Consider the following 24,659-nt stretch of genomic DNA (forward strand, 5'->3'; position numbering starts at 1 on the left):
TTTGCTTGATACAATAATTCACCAGAACGACTGCCTGTTGCCATTTCCATGCCTCGTTGATACGTACTTTGATACATACATAAACCTCCTATGGCTGATTATGAGCTATCCAATCCCCTAAAGAAATATCTTTCTCTCGTATCGATTGTGCCGCTTGAATTAATTCCTCTTGAAAACCACGTAAACGTCTCATTTGTTGTTCATTTAACGCATAAAAAGCTTCAAATTTAGCTGGGTCATGAAACGTATAAACACCCTCATGATACTTCACCGCACGTTCTGTTAACGCTTCATCCACATCCCATACCGTTAATTCACTAAAACGAGCGCCTTCACTCGTATCATCTTCTAAATCTGCTCGAAGCTTTCGAGACCTTTTCATGACTTCTTCTTCTAAATCTTGCATACGATATTGAGTCTGTTGCATAATCGCTAACACATCATCCAATCGACTTGCTTGTTGAATAACCATATCTGGATTCACTTTTAATTTCGCTGAACCATTAGCAGTAAACATTCCAGCAAACGTTCCTTTTAAATGTCCCATGAAAAGAGACGAACCTAAAGGTACATCTGAATTCGTATCCATAATAAATTGTTTTCCTATCACGACACCTCCAGGAACAATTTTTCCTACTGGGTCTAGACGATGACGATAATCTGTAATAAGGCTATCAAAATCTCCATTTTCCACTGCTGCTTGTTGTTCCTTCGTCAATAAGCGAAACGGATTAGCTGCTGCATACGTCACCGTTTTTTTCTTTTTTTGTACACCCATATATTGCGATAAAGCGCCACCCAAACTATGCCCCGTAAACGTATAGTTTGGAATCTGATAATCCTTTAACGTTTGATTCACAAACACTTGATAATCATAAAATTGGTTGTCGGTATTGCTGTACCAAGCTGGTAATTGAGCCATTCCTTTTCCCGGTAACGACCATTTTTTAGCAAAATCAGCTACTGTTTGAGACGGTTCTCCTACAGCTTTTTTTAACTTTCTATCTGCTTCTGGTTTCTGACCAATACCCAATTTTCCAATATCCGTATGAATCCAATCTTTCATAAATTGCTTCGTATTGGGTTCCGAACCTCGTGCCACAAAAATAGCGTCATCATACGTCATTTTTCCTTTTTTATATTCTTTTGCTGGTACAACGGCGATAGCTTGTAATCCACTTCCTGGCTTGTCAACTGAGTTAATCACTCGCCATTTAGAATATTTACCAGAAACATCTTTTGTCTTAATTAAGCTTCCCAGCTTCAAAGTGTCGTTATTATAAACTTCATCAGCTAAACTAAAATACTGCTCATCTGTAAATGTTGCCAAATTCATCACCTCATATGTTATATTTATCTTGTATTGCATAATTAACGGGAGTTGACTTCATGAAAAATAAAAAAAGAAAACGGATAATAAAAATCATTATAATTATACTGATTATACTACTATTTGTTATACTTGGAGGGTACTTATACATGAAACATCAAGAAAAAGAATTGATGCAGGAACAAAAACCACGGATTGAAAAATTTCTAAAATACAACTACAACAATATAGAATCTATTACACTAACAAAAACCTACACAAATCCAACGGGTATAGTACATATTGAAGGCTACTTAAACAATAATGAAAAGCTAAAAATTGATGCTCCTTTAGATGGCATAAATGGTGTCGAAGTCGTTAACACCCCAACAATATTTGATGACAAATATTCTAAACCACAATTCAAATACGAAGGTAAAACGGTTAGTGGAATTGAAGCCGAAGAAAAAGCCAAAAAGAAGAAAGAAAAAGAATCTAATACAGAAGAATCTTCGTTAAACACTCGTTCTGTTCAAGAAATTATGAGCGACCTGCAGTCTCTAGAAGCTTCCATCCTTCAAAATAACCGACATCCACTCTGACAAGGAACTAATTACGCACTAGTTCTTTGTTTTTTTGTTGCAATTCCTCTATTTCCTCTAAACGGGCATACTTGTTTTCTATTTGGTCTAATTCATACCGCATAAATGCCAAATACCATGTTTCTGCCCCTTCTTTTTCGGCTTTTTCTAAGCGCTCCAAATAAAACTGCCTTTTCGCCAGTATCGAATCCTCTTTCCACACATTCCGATTATACTGTTCAATAATCAGCACATTTTGAAATTCATTCTCCACATCTTCTATCAACAACGACTTGCGAAGCGCTAAATGTTGGGGTTTTAAGCCATATTTTCGCACCGCTTTACGCCATTTGCTATCTTTTCGTAGAGGCATTTTAATTCCTTTCGACTTGTTGTACAACTGCATGCCCCGTGGATATAAGTGCAGACGTCCCCCTTTTATCACTCGTTTGGATTCGTCCGACTTCGTTACTTCTACGGTACGTGCTCCAGGAGCCTGTAGGAGCTCGCTCACGTGTTCTTCTTCCTCTTCGACAGTTAAACCTTCTTCTACCTCTAAATTTGTCAAATAGCTCGTAAAATAGGCTCCTATGTTATCCGTTCTATCTGGACGTTTCACATTCACAATGCCATGACCCCAAATTGCTGCATATAAACTGTTCGGTATGTATACTTTTTTCATCAATGGGAATTTCACTAATAAATGAAAATGCCACGCACCCCGTTCTTGTGGCTCTATCGCCTTCACATATTCCATATGTCCTCTTGTCTTTCCATATGTCTGTTCACAAAAATATTTAAATCGCTTCAAAAATCGGTCAAAATCTGCAGAAGCTTGTTTATTGTCGGTCATATTCTTTTTATATGTCATCGTTATCCATAATTCATTGTTTGCTCCCGTAAAGTTGGCATTTATCAAGTAAGACAGCCGTTTAAAAGATTGGCGCAAAGAGTTTAAATTATCTTTTCGAGTCATTGATTGATTAAATTCCCCAATTTCTCCCGTCGATTTCACCAAGTAACGAGACTTATCCAATTTGACTATCGGACATTCTCGATTCCAATGACTCATAAACTGCAGCTCTATTATGTCATTCATTTCCGTTACTCGTACTCGATCATCGTTATTGATGAAAGCGTCTATTTTTTTGACTCCCATGCCCTTTGCACCTCCTTCCTCATTGGCTCTGCTCTGCCATTTATTTTCTTTTTCTCGTAAAGTTTAACTAAAATCAAGTTAATAAGAAACTCGTCGCTACGCTCCTCCTTGCCCAGCTCCGACGTCCCGTCGGTCACTGCCGTTGGAGCGCTGGGCGCTCCCCGGCGTGCCGTCTCCGCTGGTTGATGGTTTTCAGAGGTCTTTTTCGATTTTTTTCAACAAAAAAAGTAAACGCCTCGATAGCTCGCTTGTAAGAGGTTTCGTCCGTTCTTACAAGGTTTTCACTATCAATTCGTTTACTTTCCGATTGACTTATTAGCGCTTTGTTTATAAGATAAGGATATCGGATACTCCCGATACTCTTATTTTGATAACAAAGCACTAATGCGAAGCCTGTAAGAAAGGTGGTTTCTTTCTTACACGGTATAAAAAGTCTGTGAGCGTTCAACTCATAGGCTTTTTTCGCGTCCGTTATGAAGTTATTTTTAGCATAGCTCTATTCATTCCATTTGGCAAGTGAAAACCTAAAACCTTTTCAAGACCCCCTCGCCGTCGGGAACTCGGCCAATGGTTCAACATTGGCAAACATTAGCGTGTAAATCAGACGCTCGTATCCACTCCTTAAATTCCTTCTCTCCGTTCAGTCAGCCATTTACCGTGGACACTTCCTATTGAATCCGTTTCTATCCCTTGTACTTGCTTACCATGAAGCTTCCAATGCTTCTCTACTCGCTTGTATCGCTTCTGTTCGAGTCGTTTGTAGCCACATAAATACCGCATCTCCTGTCGCTGATTCAAAGGCATCTTTTAACGTCACTTGCACTGCTTGCAGGTCTTCTTGTACCGTCGGATACTTTTTTTGAACACGGTCCATTTCTTCATCCAATACATCCTCTATTTTTTTAGCCCCTTTTTTGACGGCTTTCTTTAAATCAATTTTTTGCGCTTGCTGAATAAGCTCTCTTTCTGCCATCACTAAATTGCTTCGTTCTTTGTCACTTAAATCCCCTTTATCTAGCCGTTCTCTTAATTGTTTTGCTTGATACAATAATTCACCAGAACGACTGCCTGTTGCCATTTCCATGCCTCGTTGATACGTACTTTGATACATACATAAACCTCCTATGGCTGATTATGAGCTATCCAATCCCCTAAAGAAATATCTTTCTCTCGTATGGACGCTGCTGCTTGAATTAATCCCTCTTGAAAACCACGTAAGCGTCCCATTTGTTGTTCGTTCAAAGCATAAAAAGCTTCAAATTTAGCTGGGTCATGAAAGGTATAAACCCCACCATGATATTTCACCGCACGCTCTGTTAACGCTTCATCCACATCCCATACCGTTAATTCACTAAAACGAGCGCCTTCCCTCGTATCATCCTCTAAATCTGCTCGAAGCTTTCGCGACCTTTTCGCTACTTCTTCCTCTAAATCTTGCATGCGATATTGGGTTTGTTGCATAATCGCTAACACATCATCTAATCGACGAGCTTGTTGAATGACCATATCTGGATTCACTTTTAATTTCGCTGAACCACTGGCAGTAAACATGCCGGCAAACGTTCCCTTTAAATGTCCCATGAAAATGTACGAACCTAAAGACACATCCGAATTCATATCCATAATAAATTGTTTCCCTATCACCATACCTCCAGGAACAATCTTTCCTACTGGATCTAAACGATGACGATAATCTGTAATAAGGGTATCGAAATCCCCATTTTCCACTGCTTCTTGTTGTTCCTTCGTCAATAAGCGAAACGGATTAGCTGCTGCATATGTCACCGTTTTTTTCTTTTTTTGTACGCCCATATATTGCGATAAAGCACCACCTAAACTATGCCCTGTAAACGTATAATTGGGAATCTGATAATCCTTTAACGTCTGATTCACAAACACTTGATAATCATAAAATTGGTTGTCTGTATTGCTGTACCAAGCTGGTAATTGAGCAATTCCTTTTCCCGGTAACGACCATTTTTTAGCAAAATCAGCCACTGTTTGAGACGGTTGTCCTACAGCTTTTTTTAACTTTCTATCCGTTTCTGGTTTCTGTCCAATACCCAGTTTCCCGACATCCGTGTGAATCCAATCCTTCATAAATTGCTTCGTATTGGGTTCCGAACCTCGTGCCACAAAAATAGCGTCATCATAAGATGTTTTTCCTTTTTTGTACTCTTTTGCTGGTACAACGGCGATGGCTTGTAAGCCACTTCCTTGTTTATCAACCGAATTAATTACTTTCCACTTTGAATAATCGGTTAATTGAATAGTCTTTCCAACCTTTAAATTATTATTTTTATAAACCTGGTCTGATAACCCAAAATATTGTTCATCTGTAAATTCTGCCATTTTCATCACCTCGTATGTTATACTTATCTTGTATGAAACAAAAGACGGGAGTTTACTACATGAAAAGAAAAAAGAAATTCATCATCATATCAATCATACCACTTATTATACTATGTATCATTTTAGGAGGGTACTTATACATGAAACATCAAGAAAAAGAATTAATGACTGAACAAAAACCACGTATTGAAAAATTTTTCGCTTATAATTTTAATAATATAGACAGCATAACATTAACAGGTACTTACACAAATCCAACAGGAATCACACATATTGAAGGATACATCAATGATAATAAAAAACTTTGGATTGATGCTGCTATGGATGGAAAAAACGGAGTTGAAGTTGTCAATGTCGCAGAAGAAATTTACAAACTCGAAAAACCCAATGCAGATATAAAAGGAAAAAATGTTTCCGATATTGAAGCCGAAGAAAAAGCCAAAAAGAAGAAAGAAAAAGAATCTAATACAGAAGAATCTTCGTTAAAAACACGTTCTGTTCAAGAAATTATGAGTGACCTGAAATCTCTAGAATCTTCTATCCTTCAAAATAACCAACACCCACTCTAACAAGAAACTAATTTTGCACTAGTTCCTTGTTTTTTTGTTGCAATTCCTCAATTTGCTCCAAACGAACATAATTGTTTCTATCTGGTTTAATCCGTTGCGTGAAAAGGCAATGAGCCATGTTCCAGGAGTATTTACATTTCACAATAAGTAATTAAAACCCGTCACTTTTTATCCTTACCCCCATCCTACCTCACGCCCCTATTTTTTTAAATAAAAACTGTTAGCTCCCAAAAGTCGGACTATTTGTAAAATGGATTTTTTAAATTGTAGCATTACTTTTAAATATTTGTTGTTATATGATCAATTGATGGTCTACTTATTATTGTCATTATGCTAAAATAAATAGTGTAGCTATTACGGCTATATTAATATAGTATAATCGTTTTTATGGCTATCAAAATATAACTAGGAAGTTGGGGCAAAATGGGAGAACAAACTATGTTAGAAACACGAAACGGGAGAACATCATTTTTTGACGGAGGATTACTGCAATTTATAGGTTGGACAATACTAGGAGTTATTATAACGATTGTGACAATTGGTATTTGTTATCCATGGGCTTTATGTATGATCTATGGTTGGAAAATAAATCATACTGTTATTGAAGGTAGACGTTTAGAATTTCGAGGATCAGCAGTTGGGCTTTTCGGTCATTGGATTAAGTGGTTATTATTAAGCATTATTACGATAGGTATTTATAGCTTCTGGGTATTTATTAAATTGGAAGATTGGAAAGTTAAAAATACAGTATTTAAATAAGAAAAAGCGGAGATGTTTGGTGATTTTTTTCTATCACTAACTATCTCCACTTTTTTTATTTTATTTTGTTTTTGTGTTCTTTCTGCGGAACAACCAAATACCAGCTAAGAGAAGTAGGCTGCCAGTTAGAAGTAATTCAGTATTCCATGTATCTCCTGTTTCTGGCGTGTTTTTCTTATTTTTAGAAGAAACGTTTTTGCTGCCGCCTTTTCTTTGGTTATTGGATTCATTTTTAGGTTTGATGATAATTGCTGTGTCGCTATCTTTTACTGTAACTTGAATCACATTTTTCGTCACATTTCCGGATGAATCAGTTGCAGTGATAGTTACTTGATATACGCCTGCCTGATTCCAGTTAACTACTTTGGCAAAGTTGGTAGTGATTGATACAATGCCGTTATTGTCAGTTGCACTTGCACCGACATCTTGTAGAAATTGGTTTTCTGATACATTTTTTCCTTTCGGGTAACTAATCTTGTCCTTTGTTACCAACAATGTTGGAGGTGTCGTATCAACCACTTGGACCGTTGTGATAAATTGATTTGCTACATTTCCTGTTTGATCCGTTACTGTAAAGTAAACATGGTATTCGCCTAGTTGAGCTAGTTTCACTTCGCTCGCATCCACTTTGACTTGTTTAGTATCATCACCATCTACAATATCAATTGCTTGGATGCCAAAGAACGTCAACCAATTTGGCGCTACTGTATTAATTTCTATTTTTTTACTTGATTGTTTTGCTGTAAACGTTGGTGCTGTTGTATCAATAATCGTGAGTACAACATTGCTCTCTGTTGTATTACCCGCAGTGTCTTTCGTGCTGACTTTTATTGGGTATGTTCCTGGAACGTTACCTTGGATAGATTGGTCTGGAGTGTAGGTGATTGTTAAGGATTCGCCCGTCATATAATCATTTGCTTCTATCCCGAAAATCGCCGACAACTCAGATAGTTTATCCGTTGCCTCTATTGTTTGATCTTTTATTTTTTCTAATGTTGGTGCTATCTTATTTTCAATTTGCACATAGATGGTAACAGGATTTGCTTTATTCCCATAGGTGTCTACTGCGTCAAGTTTCACTGGATAGATACCAACTTTGTTTTGATTAACTTTTTCAGCGAAGTCACTGGTAACCTGGATATTTCCATCTAATTCATCATTCACTGTTGCCTGAATATCACTGAGGAATTTAGCTTCTGTGACGTTCGTTTTCCGTTATGCTAACAGAGGATTAATACACACTTGGTTTATAGCCATTTAGAGTTTACTTGCTACAAATCATACCTCTTATGTTGGATAACTCGCTAGTTTGTTAATACTAAATGCTACTATTGCTGCTGATTAGGTTGTTCCACAGCTTCCGAGGCAATGTAGTATTCCCCCTCTTCTTTATACAAAATAATTCTAGGGTAAGCGTCTCCGTTTTTGGCTTGATAAAGTTCTACGCCTTCATTTAATGAGTTAGAGGTAAAATCTTTATCTGGTATTTGATATCTTTTTATTTTCTGCTCTACCTCCCCAAATTTCCCCAAACTATCTTCATTTTTTGCTGGTTCATTCGTCACTATATATAGAAGCCCATCAACTTGTACCATCCCTACAAGATTATCTCTATATAGTAGCCATTTTATTCCGAATACTGAAGTACCAATAACTATTGTCCCAATTAATAATATTAACCACTTTTTCTTCATTCCATTGTCTCTCTTTTCATTTTATTTATTACGGCTTTGAACGTATGTACTTGAAGCAGTACTTGTATATTTTGTAGTTGTCCCTGTGTATTAGCTAGCACTTTTTAAAAGTGGTCTTTCTTGACTATTTGGGATATTTTTATCTTTAACTATAAATTCAGTCGATAATGCTTCACTACTACATTGCACACTATTTTCAACCTCACTTTGCGTAAGAATTGGAGATGTTCCAACCTTTTCCTCTGCTGCGGATACATGTGCAATCAGAGTTATTATCAAAAATCCGACAAGCATTGGTATTATCACTTTCATTAATCATGTCAGTTCTAAAATTAGAACACTAAATGAAAAAAGAACATCGGAACAATTCAACCGGGAACTTACTATATTAAAAAATGTAAAAACAGGGTAAAAAAAGGAAAATAGAACAAAATAAAAAACATTTTATAAACGGCCGAACGCTTTGGTATAGCTATCTTTAACGCCATTAATAAAATGTTTTTTTAATTGAAAAACTGCCCTCGGAGGGAATCGAACCCCCATTTTAAGAACCGGAATCTTACGTGCTATCCGTTGCACCACGAGGGCTTTATGTACACATAATATTATTATCGTACGAATAGTAATTATAGCGAAAAAAAGAAGGTTTTACAAGCTTTATTTTGAGCTAAAACAGCTTATGTGCCTATTAACTTGCCAATTATTGTTCTTCCAACTATCTATAAACAGTTTAGTTTACATAATTCGTTGTTCTTTAATCTTTTAAACCGTTTCACTTTATACAGTTTTCCGTTTTTTTAGTTAAATCCCACTTTATTTCTGGGTTCGAACTTTATTATTTGACCTAATTTGACCATTAGTGTATGATAGATACAAAGTTAATTTTAATTCACATTTAACAGGAGGAATCTTGATATGAACTTAATTCCAACAGTAATTGAACAAACTAGCCGCGGTGAACGCGCATATGACATTTATTCTCGTTTATTAAAAGACAGAATTATTATGTTAGGCTCTGCAATTGATGATAACGTTGCTAACTCTATCGTTTCCCAGTTATTATTTTTAGATGCACAAGATCCTGAAAAAGATATTTTCCTTTATATCAATTCTCCAGGAGGAAGCATTTCAGCAGGGATGGCAATTTATGATACAATGAATTTCGTTAAAGCTGATGTACAAACAATCGGTATGGGAATGGCAGCTTCTATGGGTTCATTCTTACTTACAGCAGGTGCAAATGGTAAACGTTTCGCCTTGCCAAATGCTGAAATTATGATTCACCAACCACTTGGCGGTGCACAAGGCCAAGCAACAGAAATTGAGATTGCTGCTCGTCATATTTTAAAAATTAAAGAACGTATGAATACTATTATGGCTGAAAAAACTGGCCAACCATATGAAGTAATTGCTCGTGATACAGATCGTGATAACTTCATGACTGCACAAGAAGCAAAAGATTATGGCTTAATTGATGATATTATCGTTAACAAAGCTGGTTTAAAAGGTTGATACGAAAAAAGGATGCTGCATTAACTTGCAACATCCTTTTTTATGCACTTATTTCAAACGAATAGCTGAGTGTTTTCTCCCATAGAATATATATACAATAATTCCTAACACAAACCAAATCCCAAAAGCAATCCAAGTTGTTTTTGATAAATTAAGCATTAAGTACACACAAAGTAAAAATGAAAGCGCTGGTACTACAGGGTACAAAGGTGTCTTAAAGCCTTTTTTGTTTAGTTCTGGGTTCCGACGTAAGAAGAAAATTCCGATAGAAACCATTGCAAAAGCAAACAATGTACCAATATTAATTAATTGTGCTAAATCAGCCATTGGTACTACAGAAGCAATTAACCCCATCACTGTAGCAAAAATCATTGTGTTTCGAACTGGTGTATCATTTTTACTGATTTTTGAGAAGGATTTTGGAAGTAACCCATCACGTCCCATTGCAAACAACAAACGAGTTCCGCCGTATGACATTACAAGTACAACAGTAGTCATTCCAACAATCGCCCCCACCGATAAAAGTCCAGCAATCCAGTTTTGATTAATAGCTTGAAGAGCAAAAGCCACTGGTGCACTCACACCAACTAAGTCAGTATAAGGGACAACGCCTGTTAAAACTGCTGAAAGTAAAATATATAGTAGTGTACAAACAGCGAGTGATGAAATAATTCCAATTGGCATATTTTTCTGCGGATTTTTCACTTCTTCGGCGGCACTTGAAACAGCATCAAAACCAATATAAGCAAAAAACACTGTTGAAGCTCCAGTAATAACACCTTGTACTCCAAATGGCAAGAACGGTGTCCAATTGTCTGGTTTAACATAAAACGCACCAACGATAATAAATAATACGACTACAGCAATTTTTACTAAAACCATAATATTATTCACTCGCGTCGATTCACGAATGCCAAAACTAAGTAAAATCCCAATAATCATAATAACTAGAAATGCGAGTAAATCAAAGTAAGTTCCTGCTTTTGGATCGTAAGCTGATGAAATCACTGTCGGGATGTGCAAATTAAATCCAGCTAGTAAACTTTTCATGTATGATGACCAACCACTTGCAATCGCGGCAACCGCTAGCCCATATTCCAAAATAAGTGACCAACCAAGTATCCAGGCAATTCCTTCGCCAAAAACATGGTAACTATATGTATACGCGCTTCCTGCAACTGGCAATTTAGAAGCAAATTCCGAATAACAAAGCGCCGCCAAACAGCAAGCAATTCCTGCGATAATAAATGAGATAATAATTCCTGGTCCTGCAATAACAGAAGCAACCTCTCCCGGGAGAATAAAGATACCTCCACCAACCACTGCTCCAACACCTAGCATGGTTAAATCAAATGCACCTAATGTTTTGTTCAAATGATGTTTGTCTTTTTCGGGATTATGAAAATTCCTCCTTTTTTAAATTCCAATTTTCAGTTAATTTATCTATATGTATTTTAAAGCTAATATGAAAACCATTATTTATACTACCATAAACAAACTGAAAGATATACCATATTTGTATGAATTTGCACAAAAAGCATGCAATACGTTATTTAAATTTTTAAAAATGTAGTAATAAAGTTCATATTTGATGTAAAAATTTTTTCTAAATCCTTTCCATGTTACGCTTTAGCCAACCAAATGAAAGGGATGAATGCTATGAAAAAAATATTAACTAGTTTAAGTTTCGCTTTATTACTGATTACTTTATTATTCAATGTTTCAGGAGGAGATATAAAAGCAAAGGCAACTTCTGACTTATATCCACTACCCGCACCAATTATTGACGTCTTTCCAGATGATGGGCTTGCAAAAGATATGGCCAAAAATCTAAATAAAGATTCTGTTAATGATATTATTGATCAAGCTGATCTAGACGCATTAACCGGATTGGGATTTGAAACAGAAACAATCACAAATGACTCCATGAAGTTATTGGAACGAGCAATGTTTAGTAACGTTACCTCCATTAGTGTAATGGAATTTGGTGAAGGTTTAACCGAGTTTCCGGACATTATGACCATTCCTCACTTAGCTACTTTATTTTACCAATTACCACCATCTGGAATTTCCAGAAGTTTATCACTCCCAGATTATCAAAACTATCCAGAAATGTATGCAATTACCATGAATGGCAGCACGTTAATTGGGCCAATTCCTGATTTTACTGGGATGCCTAAGCTGAAAAATTTAAGTATGTCTCGGATGTCCATTTCAAGTGATGATATTCCTGATTTTCAAAATATACCAGAACTAGAAACCTTGGATTTAAGCTATAATGAACTAACAGATAAAATCGTTAATTTTACTAACCTACCATCATTAACTCACTTAGGATTAAATTTAGATTATAATCACCTAAACGAACTTCCAAGTAATGTAATTGATTCTATTTTTGTTCATAATCAGAATGGTACAGTCCCTGACCAAACTATCAATCAAGGTGAAGCTTGTACTATTGAATTACCAATTTACTTCCAAATGAAATCTATTGGTATGTTAGTAAATCCAAATGTCTCTGGGGCATATGTAACTGATAATGTATATTCTGTCCCTGTAACATTAGACGAAGCAACAAATTCAATGACACTTGATACCTCGACGCTTAACCCAGGAGTCTATAAATTTAATGTTCAATTTAATATGGCTTATCCAGTTACTGAACAAGGTTGTATTTATGACTGGGTTCTTACAATTAATTAAGAAATAAAGACCTGAAGTCCCAATTGTAGTGACCCCAAAAAGTTAGACTTTTTGGGGTCACTACAATTTCACTTTGGGATTTCAGGTCTTTTAATTTATTTCCATGCACGAGAGTATTGCTTCGGTGCCTCGATTGTTTCACCTAATGCTTGTGCCGCATCTTTCGCAAAGTATGGGTTTCTTAGTAATTCACGACCAACAATAATTAAATCCGCCCGTTCATTACATAAAATTTCTTCTGCTTGTTCCCCGCGTGTAATTAACCCAAGTGCTCCAGTGGCAATTCCTGCTCCACGACGAATTTCATCAGCAAATGGTACTTGATAACCTGGGAAAACTGGAGGTGCTACATTAACGAGTCCACCAGTACTGACATCAATTAGCTCTACTCCATCTGCTTTCATCCATTTAGCAAAAGGAATATAATCCTCTAATTGCAAACCACCATGAGCATAGTCTGTTGCTGAAACTCGCACAATAATTGGTCCGTCCCACACTTCTTTAACTGCTTTAATAATGTCACTTAAAATTTTATAGCGATTACCAGCTGGACCGCCGTAATTATCTTCACGTCGATTAGTAATCGGTGATAAGAATTGATGAATTAAATAGCCATGAGCTGCATGAATTTCAATGACATCAAAACCAGCTTCTTTCGCTCTGTATGCCGCGCGTTTAAAATCTGCAACTACTTCTTTAATTGCTTCTTTTGTTAGCTCAGTTGGTTTGGTTGATTTTTCATCATAGGCAATAGCTGATGGCGCTACGATTTCACCTGGCAAAACGGCTTTTCTACCAGCGTGTGCCAGCTGAATTCCTGCTTTTGCGCCGTGATAATGTAATCCATCTACTATTCGTTTTAAAGCTGGTACTTGTTCATCATTCCATAAACCTAAATCAAACTCTGAAATCCGCCCTACTTCCTGCACTGCCGTAGCTTCTAAAATCACAAGTCCCGTTCCACCAGCAGCTCTAGAAACATAGTGAGCAAAATGAAAATCTGTTGCGATTCCGTCTTTATTTTCTACTGAATACATACACATTGGTGACATAACTACTCTGTTTTTTAATGTTACATCTTTTAACTTATATTCTGAAAATAATTTTGACATTCTAATTCGCATCCTTTTCTTTTATTTAACTATTACTAACTTTTAAACCTACTTGAGAAGGAGATTCTCCGCTTCTTAAACGTTCGGCAATTTGATCAAGTTTACGAAGACGGTGGTTAATTCCAGATTTACTTACTTGACCTGTTGTTAACATTTCACCTAATTCTTTTAACGTTACATCCTCATTGGCGATCCGTAGTGCCGCGATTTCACGCAAACGTTCGGGTAAAGCTTCTAAACCAACTGTCGCTTGAATATATTTAATATTATCAATTTGTCGAACAGCTGCATTAATAGTTTTATTTAAATTGGCGGTTTCACAATTTACTAGCCGATTCACAGAATTTCGCATATCGCGCATAATCCGAACATCTTCAAAATGGAGTAGGGCACTCGTCGCTCCAATAATACTTAAAAACTCCGTGATTTTTTCCGCTTCTTTCAAATAAGTAATATAACCATTTTTCCGTTCAAGTGTTCGCGCATTAAGGTCGAATTGATTCAACAATGCGCATATTGCTTCGTTATGTTCCTCATAAACCGAAAAAATTTCTAAATGATAGGAAGAAGTTTCTGGATTATTAACAGAGCCACTTGCTAAAAATGCACCACGCAAATAAGCACGTTTGGCACTTCTTTTCTTAACAAATCCCCTATCAATTGATTTGGTAAACGTCATTGGTGGTTCGAGAATCCGTAAATCTTCCAGAATCCCTCGTGTCCCAGACTTTAATCGTACAATATAGACATTATTTTTTTTGAGTTTCATTTTCCGACGAACAAGAAGCTCAATTGGAACTTCATATAAATCTTTTAATAATTGGTACATTCGTCTAGCAATAGCGGCATTTTCCGTTTGAACATCCATTATGACTAATTGATTAGAAAACGAGATTGCACCATTCATTCGAATAAAAGCTGCGAGTTCCACTTTTGCATCGCTATCACTTACGTCCATATGGGTTAATTCTTTCTTTGTCTCCGATGCAAATGACATGGCTGACTCACTCCTTTTCCATTTTTTTATTAGATAATATTGCTAAAAGTGCATCTGCCACCTTATCAGCAGCATGACGTACAAGTCCATCTTCTGTCGAAAGAAAATCTTGATAAATGGCTTCTACTCCAAGATTCTCCATTTCTTTCGCATTATGTTCTACTTGAGTAACATCTTCCGGAAATAGCAATTCTTTCGGTACTGCCGTGGTATTGATCAACGTTTTATCAATAAAAGATTTACCAACATGTTCGTGAATAACTTTAATATGGTCTGCATCTGAAAAGAAGTCGGTCTCTCCAATTTGCGTTAAAATATTGGTAATATAGACTTTTGGCGCTTTACTTGCTATGATTTCATTTGTTAATTCTGTTAATAATAAATTAGGCAAAATACTAGTATATAAGCTTCCCGGACCAATAACAATTAAGTCTGCTTCTTTTACAGCCGCAACTGCTGTTGGATATGGTTTCACATTTTCAGGTTCAATAAATACGCGATTAATATGTTTTCCTTGTAAAGGGATAAGAGATTCACCATGAACAATCGAACCATCTTCCATCTCTGCGCTCAAAATTAACGGCTGATCTGTCGCCGGAATAACTTTTCCACGGATTTTTAGCACGGTGGCAAGAACATTAATTGCATCCACATAACTATCATTCAATTGCGATAAAGCCGTTAAAATCAGATTGCCAATAACATGTCCAGAAAGATCGCCATCAACAGCAAAACGGTACTGAAACAAATCTACTACACGCGGATCAACATTGGACAAAGCAAGCATAACATTCCGAATATCTCCTGGTGGTAACACATCCATTTGCTCACGAATCTTACCAGAACTTCCACCATCATCTGCTACTGTAACAATTGCTGTCAGATGAATGTCTTTTCGCTTTAATCCTTTTAAAACTACTGGAAGACCTGTGCCGCCGCCTATAACGACTACTTTCGGTTTCATTTCGTTTCTCATATTAACGATCCTTTCTACGTTTCATATCTCGATGTGAGATCGTTGTTTCATATTTTTGCTGAATAGCTCTTCCGACAAACTCTGTTAAAGCGACTGAACGATGTTGCCCTCCAGTACATCCGATTGCAATCACAAGTTGTGTTTTACCTTCTCTTTTATAAAACGGAAGTGTAAACATTAATAAGTCTATTAATTTATCTAAAAAGGTTTGTGTTTCTGGCCATTTCATCACATATTCATAGACATCTTCATCTAAGCCAGTAAGCGGGCGCATTTTGTCAATATAATGTGGATTCGGTAAAAACCGTACATCAAATACTAAATCTGCATCAATTGGAATACCATATTTAAAACCGAAAGACATTAGTTGCACATTGAAAACATCTTTATCTTCTGTTTGAAATTCATTATTAATTCGTTCGCGCAACTCTCGTGGAGCCATATTGGAAGTATTAATTACTAATTGAGACCGTCCTTTTAAATCGCTAAGCAGTTCACGTTCCGCATTAATTCCATCCAGTACAGAACCATTTGGCTCTAGTGGGTGGTGCCGACGTGTTTCTTTATAACGCGAAACAAGCACCTTATCATCCGCTTCTAGAAAGAGAATTTTCGTTGTAATAAAATTGGTATTATCTAATTCATCAAGCGCTGGTTCAATGGAATCGAAAAACTCTCTTCCGCGTAGGTCCATTACTAGCGCGATTTTATCCATTTTATCGCTTTCTTTCATTAGCTCCCAAAATTTCGGAAGTAAACTTGGCGGCAAATTATCTACACAAAAATAACCGAGATCTTCTAAGGACTGCATTGCAACTGTTTTACCTGCTCCAGACATCCCAGTAATAATTACTAATTTTAATTGTTTAGAAGCCATAAATGCCTCATCCTTTCGCACAAAATATATCTACCTACCATTTTAGCACACTTCTTACTAGAAAATCCCGGAAAAGTCTCCAAAGAGCATTTCCGGGATTTTATTTTTAAGCCTCAATATAGGCAAGCAAATCCGTCTTAATTTTTTCTAGTTTGGTTGTACTTTCTTCCTCGTTTTCTCCGCAAATGCTAAAGTAAAACTTGATTTTCGGCTCTGTCCCAGATGGGCGTAAACCAAACCAGGAACCATCTTCTAAATAGCATTTTATGACATCTGCAGTTGGTAGCTTAATTGTTGCTGTTTCACCAGAAGCAATCCACGTTGTTTCACTTCTTAAATAATCCTCTGCGCGTTCGATTTTATAGCCACCCATACTTGTTGGAAGTTGTTCTCTAAAACCACTTGTGATTTCTTTAATACGCTTGGAACCATCTTTTCCACTTAAAGTTAACGACACAAGATCTTCTTTATAATAACCAAACTCCGCATAAATTTGGTCTAATTCGTCTAATAGCGTGCGACCTTCTGTTTTACAAACAAGCGCCACCTCTGAAATTGCTAAAACAGCTTGGATAGCATCTTTATCTCGAGTAAACGACTTCACCATATAGCCATTACTTTCTTCATAACCAAACTCAAAAGTATGTTTGCCAGTAAGTTCAAATTGTTTAATCTGTTCAGCAATAAATTTAAATCCTGTTAGTACTTCGATCATTTCAACACCATAATGTTTAGCAATTTCTGTTCCAAGATTACTCGTTACAATTGATTTCAATACCGCAGCATTTTCCGGCAATTCATTTTGAGCTTTCTTTTGTTTTAATAAGTAATGTAAAATAATCGCACCAATTTGATTGCCAGATAAAATTTCGTAGTCTCCTGCATGATTACGCACAGCTACCCCTAATCGGTCAGCATCCGGGTCTGTTCCTACTAAAATATCTCCACCGTTCTTTTTACCATATTCAATGGCAAGTAAGAATGCCTCGCGATTTTCAGGATTTGGCGATTTCACTGTACCAAAGTCCGGGTCATTTACAAATTGCTCAGCTACTTTAATAATATTAGTAAATCCAACACTTTCAAGCGCAGGAACACCTAAAATCCCACCAGTACCATGAAGCGGCGTAAAAACAATTTTTAAATCCCTTCCATTTGCACGAACTAGTTCTTTATTGACGATGACTTCCTTTAACCTTTCCAAATAAGGACAATCCACTTTTTCACTAATCACTTCTAGTAAACTCTGTTTCATTAGTTCGTCTTGATCTGCTACTTTGACAGAAAAAATATCTTTGACAGACTCTATGTATTCAGTCACTGCTTTTGCGCCATTTGGTGGCATTTGTCCGCCATCTTCTCCATATATTTTGTAACCATTGTATTCAGGCGGATTATGGCTAGCTGTGATAACAATTCCCCCGAAAGCATTTAAATAACGAACAGCAAATGAAAGCTCTGGAGTTGGGCGAAGTGCCTCAAAAACATAACTTTTAACACCATGTTCTCCTAATACGGCAGCTGACTCAAAAGCAAATTCACGTGACATATGACGCGGATCATAAGCTATTACTATTCCGCGTTTTTTTGCTTCTTCTCCGTTTTCAGCTACAAACTGAGCTAAACCAAATGAAGCTTTTCGGATTGTATAAATATTCATCCGATTTATCCCTGCACCAAGTACTCCGCGCATTCCCGCTGTACCAAATTCCATATCTCGGTAAAAACTATCTTCTAATTCTTTTTCATCAGTAGCTATTTTATCTAATTGAGCCTTTAAGGACTCATCTAACATTTTATTTTTAGTCCAATTTTGATATTCATTTTGCCAGTTCATTGGTCACACTCCTCAGCATACTCGTTTCTTTGATTTTAACAGGTTCTATTTATCTCGTCCATCCACTGTAAAACGGAAAGTAGTTCTTGAAACAAATTTCTCACCAGGTCTAAGCACAATATCTCCAAAATCCGGTTGATTAATTGCATCTACCAAGCCTTGCGTTTCCATCGTTATTCCTGCATATTTGGGAACAGGTACTCCAGCAATGTTAAATTTACTCGCCAAATTATTTGCTGTATAAATTACCACCGCATCTGAGGTCGTTTCCATTTCCACACATCTACCTGATTTAGGATCTACTAAGATTGCATCTGGCTGTTCCTTTTCATGTTTTAAAATAAAAGCATGATCTAGACCTGCTCCGACTATTTTTATTTGCTCATCTGAACTACTAACTATCTCAGCAATTTTAGTTTCTTCCCGTAAATCAAAAACCGAATCTTTTACTGACCAAATTTCTCCTATCGGGAGCGTTTCACCATCTAAAGGCACATATTGCTCACTATTAACCTTAAGCTGATGTTCTAAAACAGTGGAACCATTATCTCCAGTTAAATTAAAATAAATATGGTTAGATGGATTATAAATAGTTGGTTTCTCCGTCTCTGCCTCATAATCAATCAGCCATTCATTTTTATTATTTAATATATAGCTCATTTTTGTTTCTATTTTTCCAGGATAGCCATTTTCTCCGTCTGGCCACTGATATTGAAACTTCATAATAATTTGATCTGGTTGTTCTTCAATAGCAACATCCCACATTCTTTTACTAAAGTTTGCTTTTCCACCATGAAGAGAATTATTACCATCATTTATGGATAGCTGAAATTGCTCCCCCTCTAATTCAAATTGTCCTTTTGTAATTCGCCCTGCAACAGGACCAACCACTGCACCAAAATAAGGGGAGAAAGCCAGATAATCATCTATGCTTGAAAAACCAAGGCTAATATTCGCAAACTTACCAAATTTATCCGCCGTTTCTATCGAGGTAACTATTGCTCCAAAATTTAACACACTCATTTTCATTCCATGGTCATTTGTTAATGTCCACTGCCAAACTGTTTCGCCTTTAAATTCGCCAAAATGCTGTTTTATTACTTCGATGAGAATCACGTTCTTTCTTCTATTTTATTTATAGCCATTTGGGTGTGATACATGCCATTTCCATGCTGTTGCGATAATATCTTTCACATCTGTATATATGGGTGTCCAACCAAGTATATCTCGCGCCTTTTCACTGGAAGCAATTAGTGTTCCCGGATCTCCCGCTCGTCTTGTTACCACTTCAGCAGGAATTTCTTTTCCAGTAACTATACGAGCCGCATCTAACATTTCTTTCACTGAAAAACCGTTACTACTGCCTAAATTGAAAATATTACTTTCGCCGCCGTTTTTCAAATATTCCATTGCTCGAATATGCGCATCAATTAAATCTTCCACATGAACATAATCACGGATACATGTACCATCTGGAGTATTATAATCATCTCCGTAAATAGCTAATTTTTCTCTTTGACCAAGCGCTACTTGTAAAATAATTGGTACAAGGTGCGACTCTGGTTGATGGTCTTCGCCAATAGAGCCATCTGCTTTTGCTCCTGCAACGTTAAAATAACGCAACGCAACATATTTCATTCCATAGGCTTTATCGCACCACTTCATCATTTTTTCCATTATTAATTTTGTTTCTCCATAGGTGCTTTCAGGATTTGTTAACATATCTTCTGTAATTGGCACCTTCTCAGGCTCTCCGTATGTTGCTGCGCTAGAAGAAAAGACAATATGCTTCACTTTAAACGCTTCCATCACTTCCAACAAAATTTGTGTTCCATATACATTATTATTTAAATAGGGCAAGGGCTCTTCCATTGATTCACCAACAAGCGAACTAGCAGCGAAATGAATTACACCCTCCACTTCCTCACGTTCAAAAACGGTTTGCAAAAATGCTTTATCACGAATATCCCCCTCATAAAAAATGGCTTCTTTATGAATCGACTCCTTATGCCCCGTTCTTAAATTATCAATGACTACTACTTTATAACCTCTATTAATTAACTCATCTACTGCATGAGAACCAATATATCCGGCTCCTCCAAGAACAACTATACTCATTTTGTTTATCTCTCCTAACTTGATTCTTTTCATTCTATTCTACACTACTCTAGTCTATCTAGTCACGCAAAAATGGGTCTAAGATTAATAACCTTAGACCCATTTTCCATATCAATACTTTATTTTGCCGCTTCTGTTTCTAATTCTTCTTTTAGTTCTTCCACATATTTTTGTACATTTTGTCCAGCAAGTCCGCCGTCACCAGTTGCAGTCACGATTTGGCGTAAACTTTTAACACGAACATCTCCTGCTGCGAAAATACCTGGAAGATTTGTACGCATTTCTTCATCTGTTATAATATAGCCTTCATCATCTGTAATACCTAGATTCAAGAACGCTTTTGTTAATGGTACAAGTCCAACATAGATAAAGATACCATCCACTGGCATAATCGATTCAGAACCGTCCACTGTTGATACAAGTTTAGCTCCAGTGACTTTCTTCCCATCACCAATAATTTCTTCTACCGTACTATTCCAAATAAAATCTACTTTTTCATTTTTAAAAGCTCGATCTTGTAAAATTTGTTGCGCGCGTAGTTTATCACGACGATGAATAATAGTTACTTTATTGGCATAGCGAGTCAAGTAAGTTCCTTCTTCTACAGCAGAATCGCCACCACCAACAACAATTAGCTCTCGTCCTTTAAAGAAGGCTCCATCACAGACCGCACAGTAGGATACACCGCGTCCACTAAGCTCTTCTTCACCTGCTGAGCCAAGTTTTCGATGCTCAGCGCCTGTAGCAATAATAATCGCACGAGCCTTATATGTTTTCGAACCAGCTGTTACTGTTTTAAATTCTTTGCCATCAATGACTTCTTTAATATCACCATATGCATACTCAGCGCCAAATTGTTTTGCACCGCTAAGCATTTTATTAGACAAATCTGGTCCTAAGATGCTATCAAATCCTGGATAGTTTTCTACCTCAGCAGTATTTACCATTTGTCCGCCTGGTACACCACGTTCAATTATTAAAGTATCTAAATCTGCACGGGAAGTATAAAGAGCTGCTGTCATCCCAGCTGGTCCCGCACCAATAATTATCACATCATAAATTTTTTCTTCACTAGCCATCATTTCGCCCTCCTCATTTATGTTCGCACTATAGTTAGCCTAAATTAATCCTAATACGGAATAGCAAAAAGGTCTATTTATCTGCTCAGAATTTGCTGTATCTCTTTTGCACACTTATGGTAATTTAGCTCGTCTGTCATGGTAAGTTTTAATTCTGGTAAAAATACATACGCAATGGCAGTAGCAACAATTTGAATAGTGTAACATCCAAGAATTAACTCATTTCGTCTATCGTGTAAAACTAATGAAAACACTGTACTATATAAAGACAGATTTTCCTTATTAAACAAAACACCATTTTCTCGAAGTGTGTTCATTGCCTTCGTAATTAAAAAACAATTTTGCTCTACATCACCATCTGGAAAATAATCAAAATCGGTAAAAATTAAATGCTCCATATATGACCATTTACTCATATCAAGCAATGGGTGAAATAACATTAATTCTGGACGGTTACTAGAAACAGTTAGTGCATAAACACCCAATAGATGTGTTAACTCATCCTCCGATTGAAGCATCTCTAATATATAGCGCGTATCATTTGTTAAATCGATTTCTTTTTCCCAGGGAAATCTAACATCCTCATATAAATCGCACTCTAAAAAAGAATGCCAAAAAAGCTTTGCATCTTCCACTTCACCTATATAGTAAGCCGCTTTGGCACGATAATAGTAATATTTGCTGCGTTCATTAACTTCCAAATCAGCCACTTGTTCAAGTAAATCGTCTGCTTCTTTGTAATTGCCCATCATCGCATGAATCAGTCCAAGTTTTTCTTTATGATGCGAAAGAACTGGTAATACGTCACGCAAATCAGCATAAAGTGCATCAGCGACTTCTCTATGGCCTTTATAGAAATGATATACAAAGAAATCACAAAGCCCTAAAAGATTTCCAGGGTTTCTTTCAAGCAAATCACTTAAAACTTTGACACCTTCCTCTTCTTTCAATTGTTCAAAATAAAGTGACGCTAGTTGATTATAAGCCGGCCAAAAATTTGGCTTTTCATCAATTACTTTTTTTAAAATATCACATGCTGAGGCGCTATCCTCTTCTGCCAAATGACGATTAATTTCTTTTTTATAAGCATAAAATTCTTGTTCTAACTTTGAAAAACCATTTTCTAATGTTTCACCAAAAGGAGTTTCTTCAAGTAAGACCTCAATTAAATCACGAGCTTCTTCCGCATAATCACCTTCTGGAGACATTTCTAAATAGCGGTTCGCATATTGGAGCGCACGTCTATAATCTTTCATATAAGCAAAATTATTAGCAATAAAATAGTAGCAATAATCCATATTCCCATTACGATTTTCTAGAATATCTCTAATTAATTGATTAGATTTATGGAATTGTCCTATTTCTGTATAACAAATCGCGAGTTGACAAATAATTACTGACTCTCCCGGCTCAAGTTCTGAAGCACGTATCAAGTAGCGAATAGCTTCTTTAATGCGTTGATCGCGAAATGCTTCTACACCACGCTCAAAATAAAATTGCCCATTCGGATAAAATGGATAGATTTTCGCAGATATTTTTTTGTTTTCGTCCATTTTTCCACCCCCAACAATTTCCTTATCCTAATGAGTATAACACAGAATTTATTACTTTGGGCGACAAAAAAAGACTTAATTGTAGCAGCTTCTTCAAACAACAAGTTAAAGAATTCCACTCATATAATCCGCATTATTTTATGACCCGATAATTAAGTAATTTTTCTTTTTAACATTAATTAAATTCCTTTAAGCGCAACTATCATTTACCATTTTAAAGTGAAGGAAAATAAAAAGAACTTACCCATGAAGTCAGAATAAACATCATGGATAAGCTTTCATTAGACATATTAAAAGGCTAATTTACTATCACCTTTATTTTGGGATAGTTTGTTCTTTGATTATTAAAGGATTCCCATATGCAAAACTTTCTGCTGGTATATCTTTTGAAACGACAGCTCCTGCACCAACAACTGCTCCGTCTCCAATTGTAACACCTGGCAGAATAGTTACATTCGCGCCAATCATCACATTTTCCCCAATAACTACTTCACCAATACAATATTCAGCAATCAAATATTCATGCGTTAAAATAGTTGTTTGATAGCCAATAATCGAATTCGCTCCAATAGAAATCTTCTCAGGAAAAAATAAATCTGGCATTACTTTATATGCAATTGCTGTCTTTTCACCAATTTTCATTCCTAAGCACGCGCGATAAATTCGTCGTTTGCCTCCCATCCACGGAAAAAAACGACCAAACTCAATAACCATTGTGTTTTTTACCGCTCTAAAAAAGGAAACCGTTTTGTATACTTGAAATAGCGTATTGACTTTTTTATCAGGAGCTTTTAGTTTCTCTAACCGTCTCAAAATTTATTCCTCGTCCCTAACAATCGCAAGCAAGTCACCCATTTTTGTTAACATAAAGTCTGGTTGAAATTGTGCTAAGTGTTCTGGTCCTTTGATTGCCCATGCTACGCCAGCAGTTAATGTTTCTGCATTTTTCCCCGCTTCAATATCATGATAATTATCACCAATCATAATTGCCTCTTCTTTTGTTGCATTAAGTAAAGACAAAGCCATCTCAATACCTTCTGGATCTGGTTTAGCATTAGATACTTGATCTAATCCAATCACCACTTGGAAAAATTTATCTAATCCTGTCACTTTTAGACCACGCATAATTGTATCGTACATTTTTGTTGAAACAATTCCTAATTTATAATCCTCTTCATATAAAGCTCGAATTGCTTCATAAACTCCATCATATTCCAAAATCAAATCATCGTGATGCTTTAAATTGTATTCACGATAAAAAACGCGCATTTCTTCTGCATGTGCTGGATTTATTTCACGAAATGTTTCCATCAATGAAGGTCCAATAAATGGTAAAATATCCTCTCTTGTAAAAACACGATCAGGTAAAAATTCTTGAAACGTCGCTTGAAAAGTTTTAATAATCAACTCATTTGTATTTATCAGCGTGCCATCTAAGTCAAACAACAAGGTAGTAATTTTCTCAGTCATAA

23 protein-coding genes, 1 tRNA gene and 2 pseudogenes are annotated in these 24,659 nt (G+C 36.4%); 5 read left to right on the forward strand and 21 right to left on the reverse strand.

Features of this window, described 5'->3' with window-relative positions; genetic code table 11:
* Positions 1-88 precede the first annotated feature (88 nt).
* A complete protein-coding gene (locus HCJ50_RS08920) occupies positions 89-1,330 on the reverse strand; it encodes an alpha/beta hydrolase family protein (RefSeq protein WP_185398472.1) in 1,242 nt (413 codons plus the stop codon).
* 149 nt (positions 1,331-1,479) lie between these two features.
* On the opposite strand from HCJ50_RS08920, the gene HCJ50_RS08925 reads away from it, so the two are divergent.
* On the forward strand, positions 1,480-1,911 hold the full coding sequence (locus HCJ50_RS08925) for a DUF1433 domain-containing protein (RefSeq protein WP_149067782.1): 432 nt from the start codon (positions 1,480-1,482) through the stop codon (positions 1,909-1,911).
* Positions 1,912-1,918: 7 nt separating this feature from the next.
* On the opposite strand, the gene HCJ50_RS08930 is transcribed toward HCJ50_RS08925, so the two are convergent.
* The 3 genes from HCJ50_RS08930 to HCJ50_RS08940 form a co-directional block, all read right to left on the reverse strand.
* The gene (locus HCJ50_RS08930) at positions 1,919-3,049 is read right to left on the reverse strand and encodes a rolling circle replication-associated protein (protein WP_185395778.1); all 1,131 of its coding nucleotides are present in this window, start codon (positions 3,047-3,049) and stop codon (positions 1,919-1,921) included.
* Between the two features lie 700 nt (positions 3,050-3,749).
* Positions 3,750-4,160 (reverse strand): hypothetical protein, encoded by a 411-nt coding sequence (locus HCJ50_RS08935; RefSeq protein WP_185395779.1) that lies wholly within the window; start codon positions 4,158-4,160, stop codon positions 3,750-3,752.
* A gap of 11 nt (positions 4,161-4,171) precedes the next feature.
* Entirely contained in the window at positions 4,172-5,401 is a 1,230-nt protein-coding gene (locus tag HCJ50_RS08940) for a lipase (protein WP_185398471.1), read from the reverse strand.
* Between the two features lie 140 nt (positions 5,402-5,541).
* Here HCJ50_RS08940 and HCJ50_RS08945 point away from each other — a divergent pair, with 140 nt between their 5' ends.
* Together HCJ50_RS08945 and HCJ50_RS08950 are read left to right on the forward strand one after the other, a co-directional pair.
* The gene (locus HCJ50_RS08945; RefSeq protein WP_185345617.1) at positions 5,542-5,970 is read left to right on the forward strand and encodes a DUF1433 domain-containing protein; all 429 of its coding nucleotides are present in this window, start codon (positions 5,542-5,544) and stop codon (positions 5,968-5,970) included.
* A gap of 423 nt (positions 5,971-6,393) precedes the next feature.
* Entirely contained in the window at positions 6,394-6,729 is a 336-nt protein-coding gene (locus HCJ50_RS08950) for a DUF898 family protein (RefSeq protein WP_185345619.1), read from the forward strand.
* Between the two features lie 60 nt (positions 6,730-6,789).
* Here the strand turns inward: HCJ50_RS08950 and HCJ50_RS16090 are convergent, their stop codons facing one another.
* The 5 genes and pseudogenes from HCJ50_RS16090 to HCJ50_RS08970 all read right to left on the reverse strand — a co-directional run bounded on the left by HCJ50_RS16090 (position 6,790) and on the right by HCJ50_RS08970 (position 9,011).
* On the reverse strand, positions 6,790-7,356 hold the full coding sequence (locus HCJ50_RS16090) for a LapB repeat-containing protein (RefSeq protein ID WP_376698854.1): 567 nt from the start codon (positions 7,354-7,356) through the stop codon (positions 6,790-6,792).
* Positions 7,357-7,602: 246 nt separating this feature from the next.
* Positions 7,603-7,929 (reverse strand): annotated as a pseudogene (locus HCJ50_RS16095) (LapB repeat-containing protein); the annotation flags it as partial.
* Between the two features lie 128 nt (positions 7,930-8,057).
* Positions 8,058-8,423 (reverse strand): hypothetical protein, encoded by a 366-nt coding sequence (locus HCJ50_RS08960; protein ID WP_185345621.1) that lies wholly within the window; start codon positions 8,421-8,423, stop codon positions 8,058-8,060.
* Between the two features lie 90 nt (positions 8,424-8,513).
* Positions 8,514-8,717 (reverse strand): hypothetical protein, encoded by a 204-nt coding sequence (locus HCJ50_RS08965; RefSeq protein WP_260444380.1) that lies wholly within the window; start codon positions 8,715-8,717, stop codon positions 8,514-8,516.
* Positions 8,718-8,939: 222 nt separating this feature from the next.
* Positions 8,940-9,011: transfer RNA gene (locus tag HCJ50_RS08970), tRNA-Arg, on the reverse strand.
* A 327-nt stretch (positions 9,012-9,338) separates the two neighbouring features.
* Between HCJ50_RS08970 and clpP the strand changes: the two genes are divergently transcribed.
* A complete protein-coding gene (clpP, locus tag HCJ50_RS08975) occupies positions 9,339-9,935 on the forward strand; it encodes an ATP-dependent Clp endopeptidase proteolytic subunit ClpP (protein WP_014093683.1) in 597 nt (198 codons plus the stop codon).
* Between the two features lie 48 nt (positions 9,936-9,983).
* On the opposite strand, the pseudogene HCJ50_RS08980 reads toward clpP, so the two are convergent.
* Positions 9,984-11,351, reverse strand: a pseudogene (locus HCJ50_RS08980) (amino acid permease); the annotation flags it as partial.
* Positions 11,352-11,594: 243 nt separating this feature from the next.
* On the opposite strand from HCJ50_RS08980, the gene HCJ50_RS08985 reads away from it, so the two are divergent.
* Complete coding sequence (locus tag HCJ50_RS08985) at positions 11,595-12,638, forward strand: internalin N-terminal domain-containing protein (RefSeq protein WP_376698828.1); 1,044 nt, start codon at positions 11,595-11,597, stop codon at positions 12,636-12,638.
* Between the two features lie 95 nt (positions 12,639-12,733).
* Here HCJ50_RS08985 and namA read toward each other — a convergent pair whose 3' ends face one another.
* From namA to ppaX, 11 genes are all read right to left on the reverse strand, one after another.
* Positions 12,734-13,750 (reverse strand): NADPH dehydrogenase NamA, encoded by a 1,017-nt coding sequence (gene namA, locus HCJ50_RS08990; RefSeq protein ID WP_185345625.1) that lies wholly within the window; start codon positions 13,748-13,750, stop codon positions 12,734-12,736.
* 25 nt (positions 13,751-13,775) lie between these two features.
* A complete protein-coding gene (gene whiA, locus HCJ50_RS08995) occupies positions 13,776-14,747 on the reverse strand; it encodes a DNA-binding protein WhiA (RefSeq protein ID WP_185345627.1) in 972 nt (323 codons plus the stop codon).
* Positions 14,748-14,754: 7 nt separating this feature from the next.
* On the reverse strand, positions 14,755-15,723 hold the full coding sequence (locus HCJ50_RS09000; protein ID WP_185345629.1) for a YvcK family protein: 969 nt from the start codon (positions 15,721-15,723) through the stop codon (positions 14,755-14,757).
* A gap of 1 nt (position 15,724) precedes the next feature.
* Positions 15,725-16,600: an RNase adapter RapZ gene (gene rapZ, locus HCJ50_RS09005; RefSeq protein WP_185345631.1), complete on the reverse strand. Its 876-nt coding sequence runs from the start codon at positions 16,598-16,600 to the stop codon at positions 15,725-15,727.
* A gap of 106 nt (positions 16,601-16,706) precedes the next feature.
* Positions 16,707-18,437: a phospho-sugar mutase gene (locus tag HCJ50_RS09010; RefSeq protein WP_185345633.1), complete on the reverse strand. Its 1,731-nt coding sequence runs from the start codon at positions 18,435-18,437 to the stop codon at positions 16,707-16,709.
* 45 nt (positions 18,438-18,482) lie between these two features.
* Positions 18,483-19,553 (reverse strand): aldose epimerase family protein, encoded by a 1,071-nt coding sequence (locus tag HCJ50_RS09015; RefSeq protein WP_185345635.1) that lies wholly within the window; start codon positions 19,551-19,553, stop codon positions 18,483-18,485.
* A gap of 15 nt (positions 19,554-19,568) precedes the next feature.
* Complete coding sequence (gene galE / locus HCJ50_RS09020; protein ID WP_185345637.1) at positions 19,569-20,555, reverse strand: UDP-glucose 4-epimerase GalE; 987 nt, start codon at positions 20,553-20,555, stop codon at positions 19,569-19,571.
* A gap of 119 nt (positions 20,556-20,674) precedes the next feature.
* Entirely contained in the window at positions 20,675-21,634 is a 960-nt protein-coding gene (gene trxB, locus HCJ50_RS09025; RefSeq protein ID WP_185398470.1) for a thioredoxin-disulfide reductase, read from the reverse strand.
* A gap of 77 nt (positions 21,635-21,711) precedes the next feature.
* Positions 21,712-23,187, reverse strand: coding sequence for a tetratricopeptide repeat protein (locus HCJ50_RS09030; RefSeq protein ID WP_185345639.1), 1,476 nt, complete (start codon positions 23,185-23,187; stop codon positions 21,712-21,714).
* Positions 23,188-23,502: 315 nt separating this feature from the next.
* Complete coding sequence (locus HCJ50_RS09035; RefSeq protein WP_185345641.1) at positions 23,503-24,000, reverse strand: acyltransferase; 498 nt, start codon at positions 23,998-24,000, stop codon at positions 23,503-23,505.
* Between the two features lie 3 nt (positions 24,001-24,003).
* Positions 24,004-24,657: a pyrophosphatase PpaX gene (gene ppaX, locus HCJ50_RS09040; RefSeq protein WP_185345643.1), complete on the reverse strand. Its 654-nt coding sequence runs from the start codon at positions 24,655-24,657 to the stop codon at positions 24,004-24,006.
* Positions 24,658-24,659 lie beyond the last annotated feature (2 nt).

This window comes from Listeria immobilis, from assembly GCF_014322765.1.
GTDB lineage: Bacteria > Bacillota > Bacilli > Lactobacillales > Listeriaceae > Listeria > Listeria immobilis.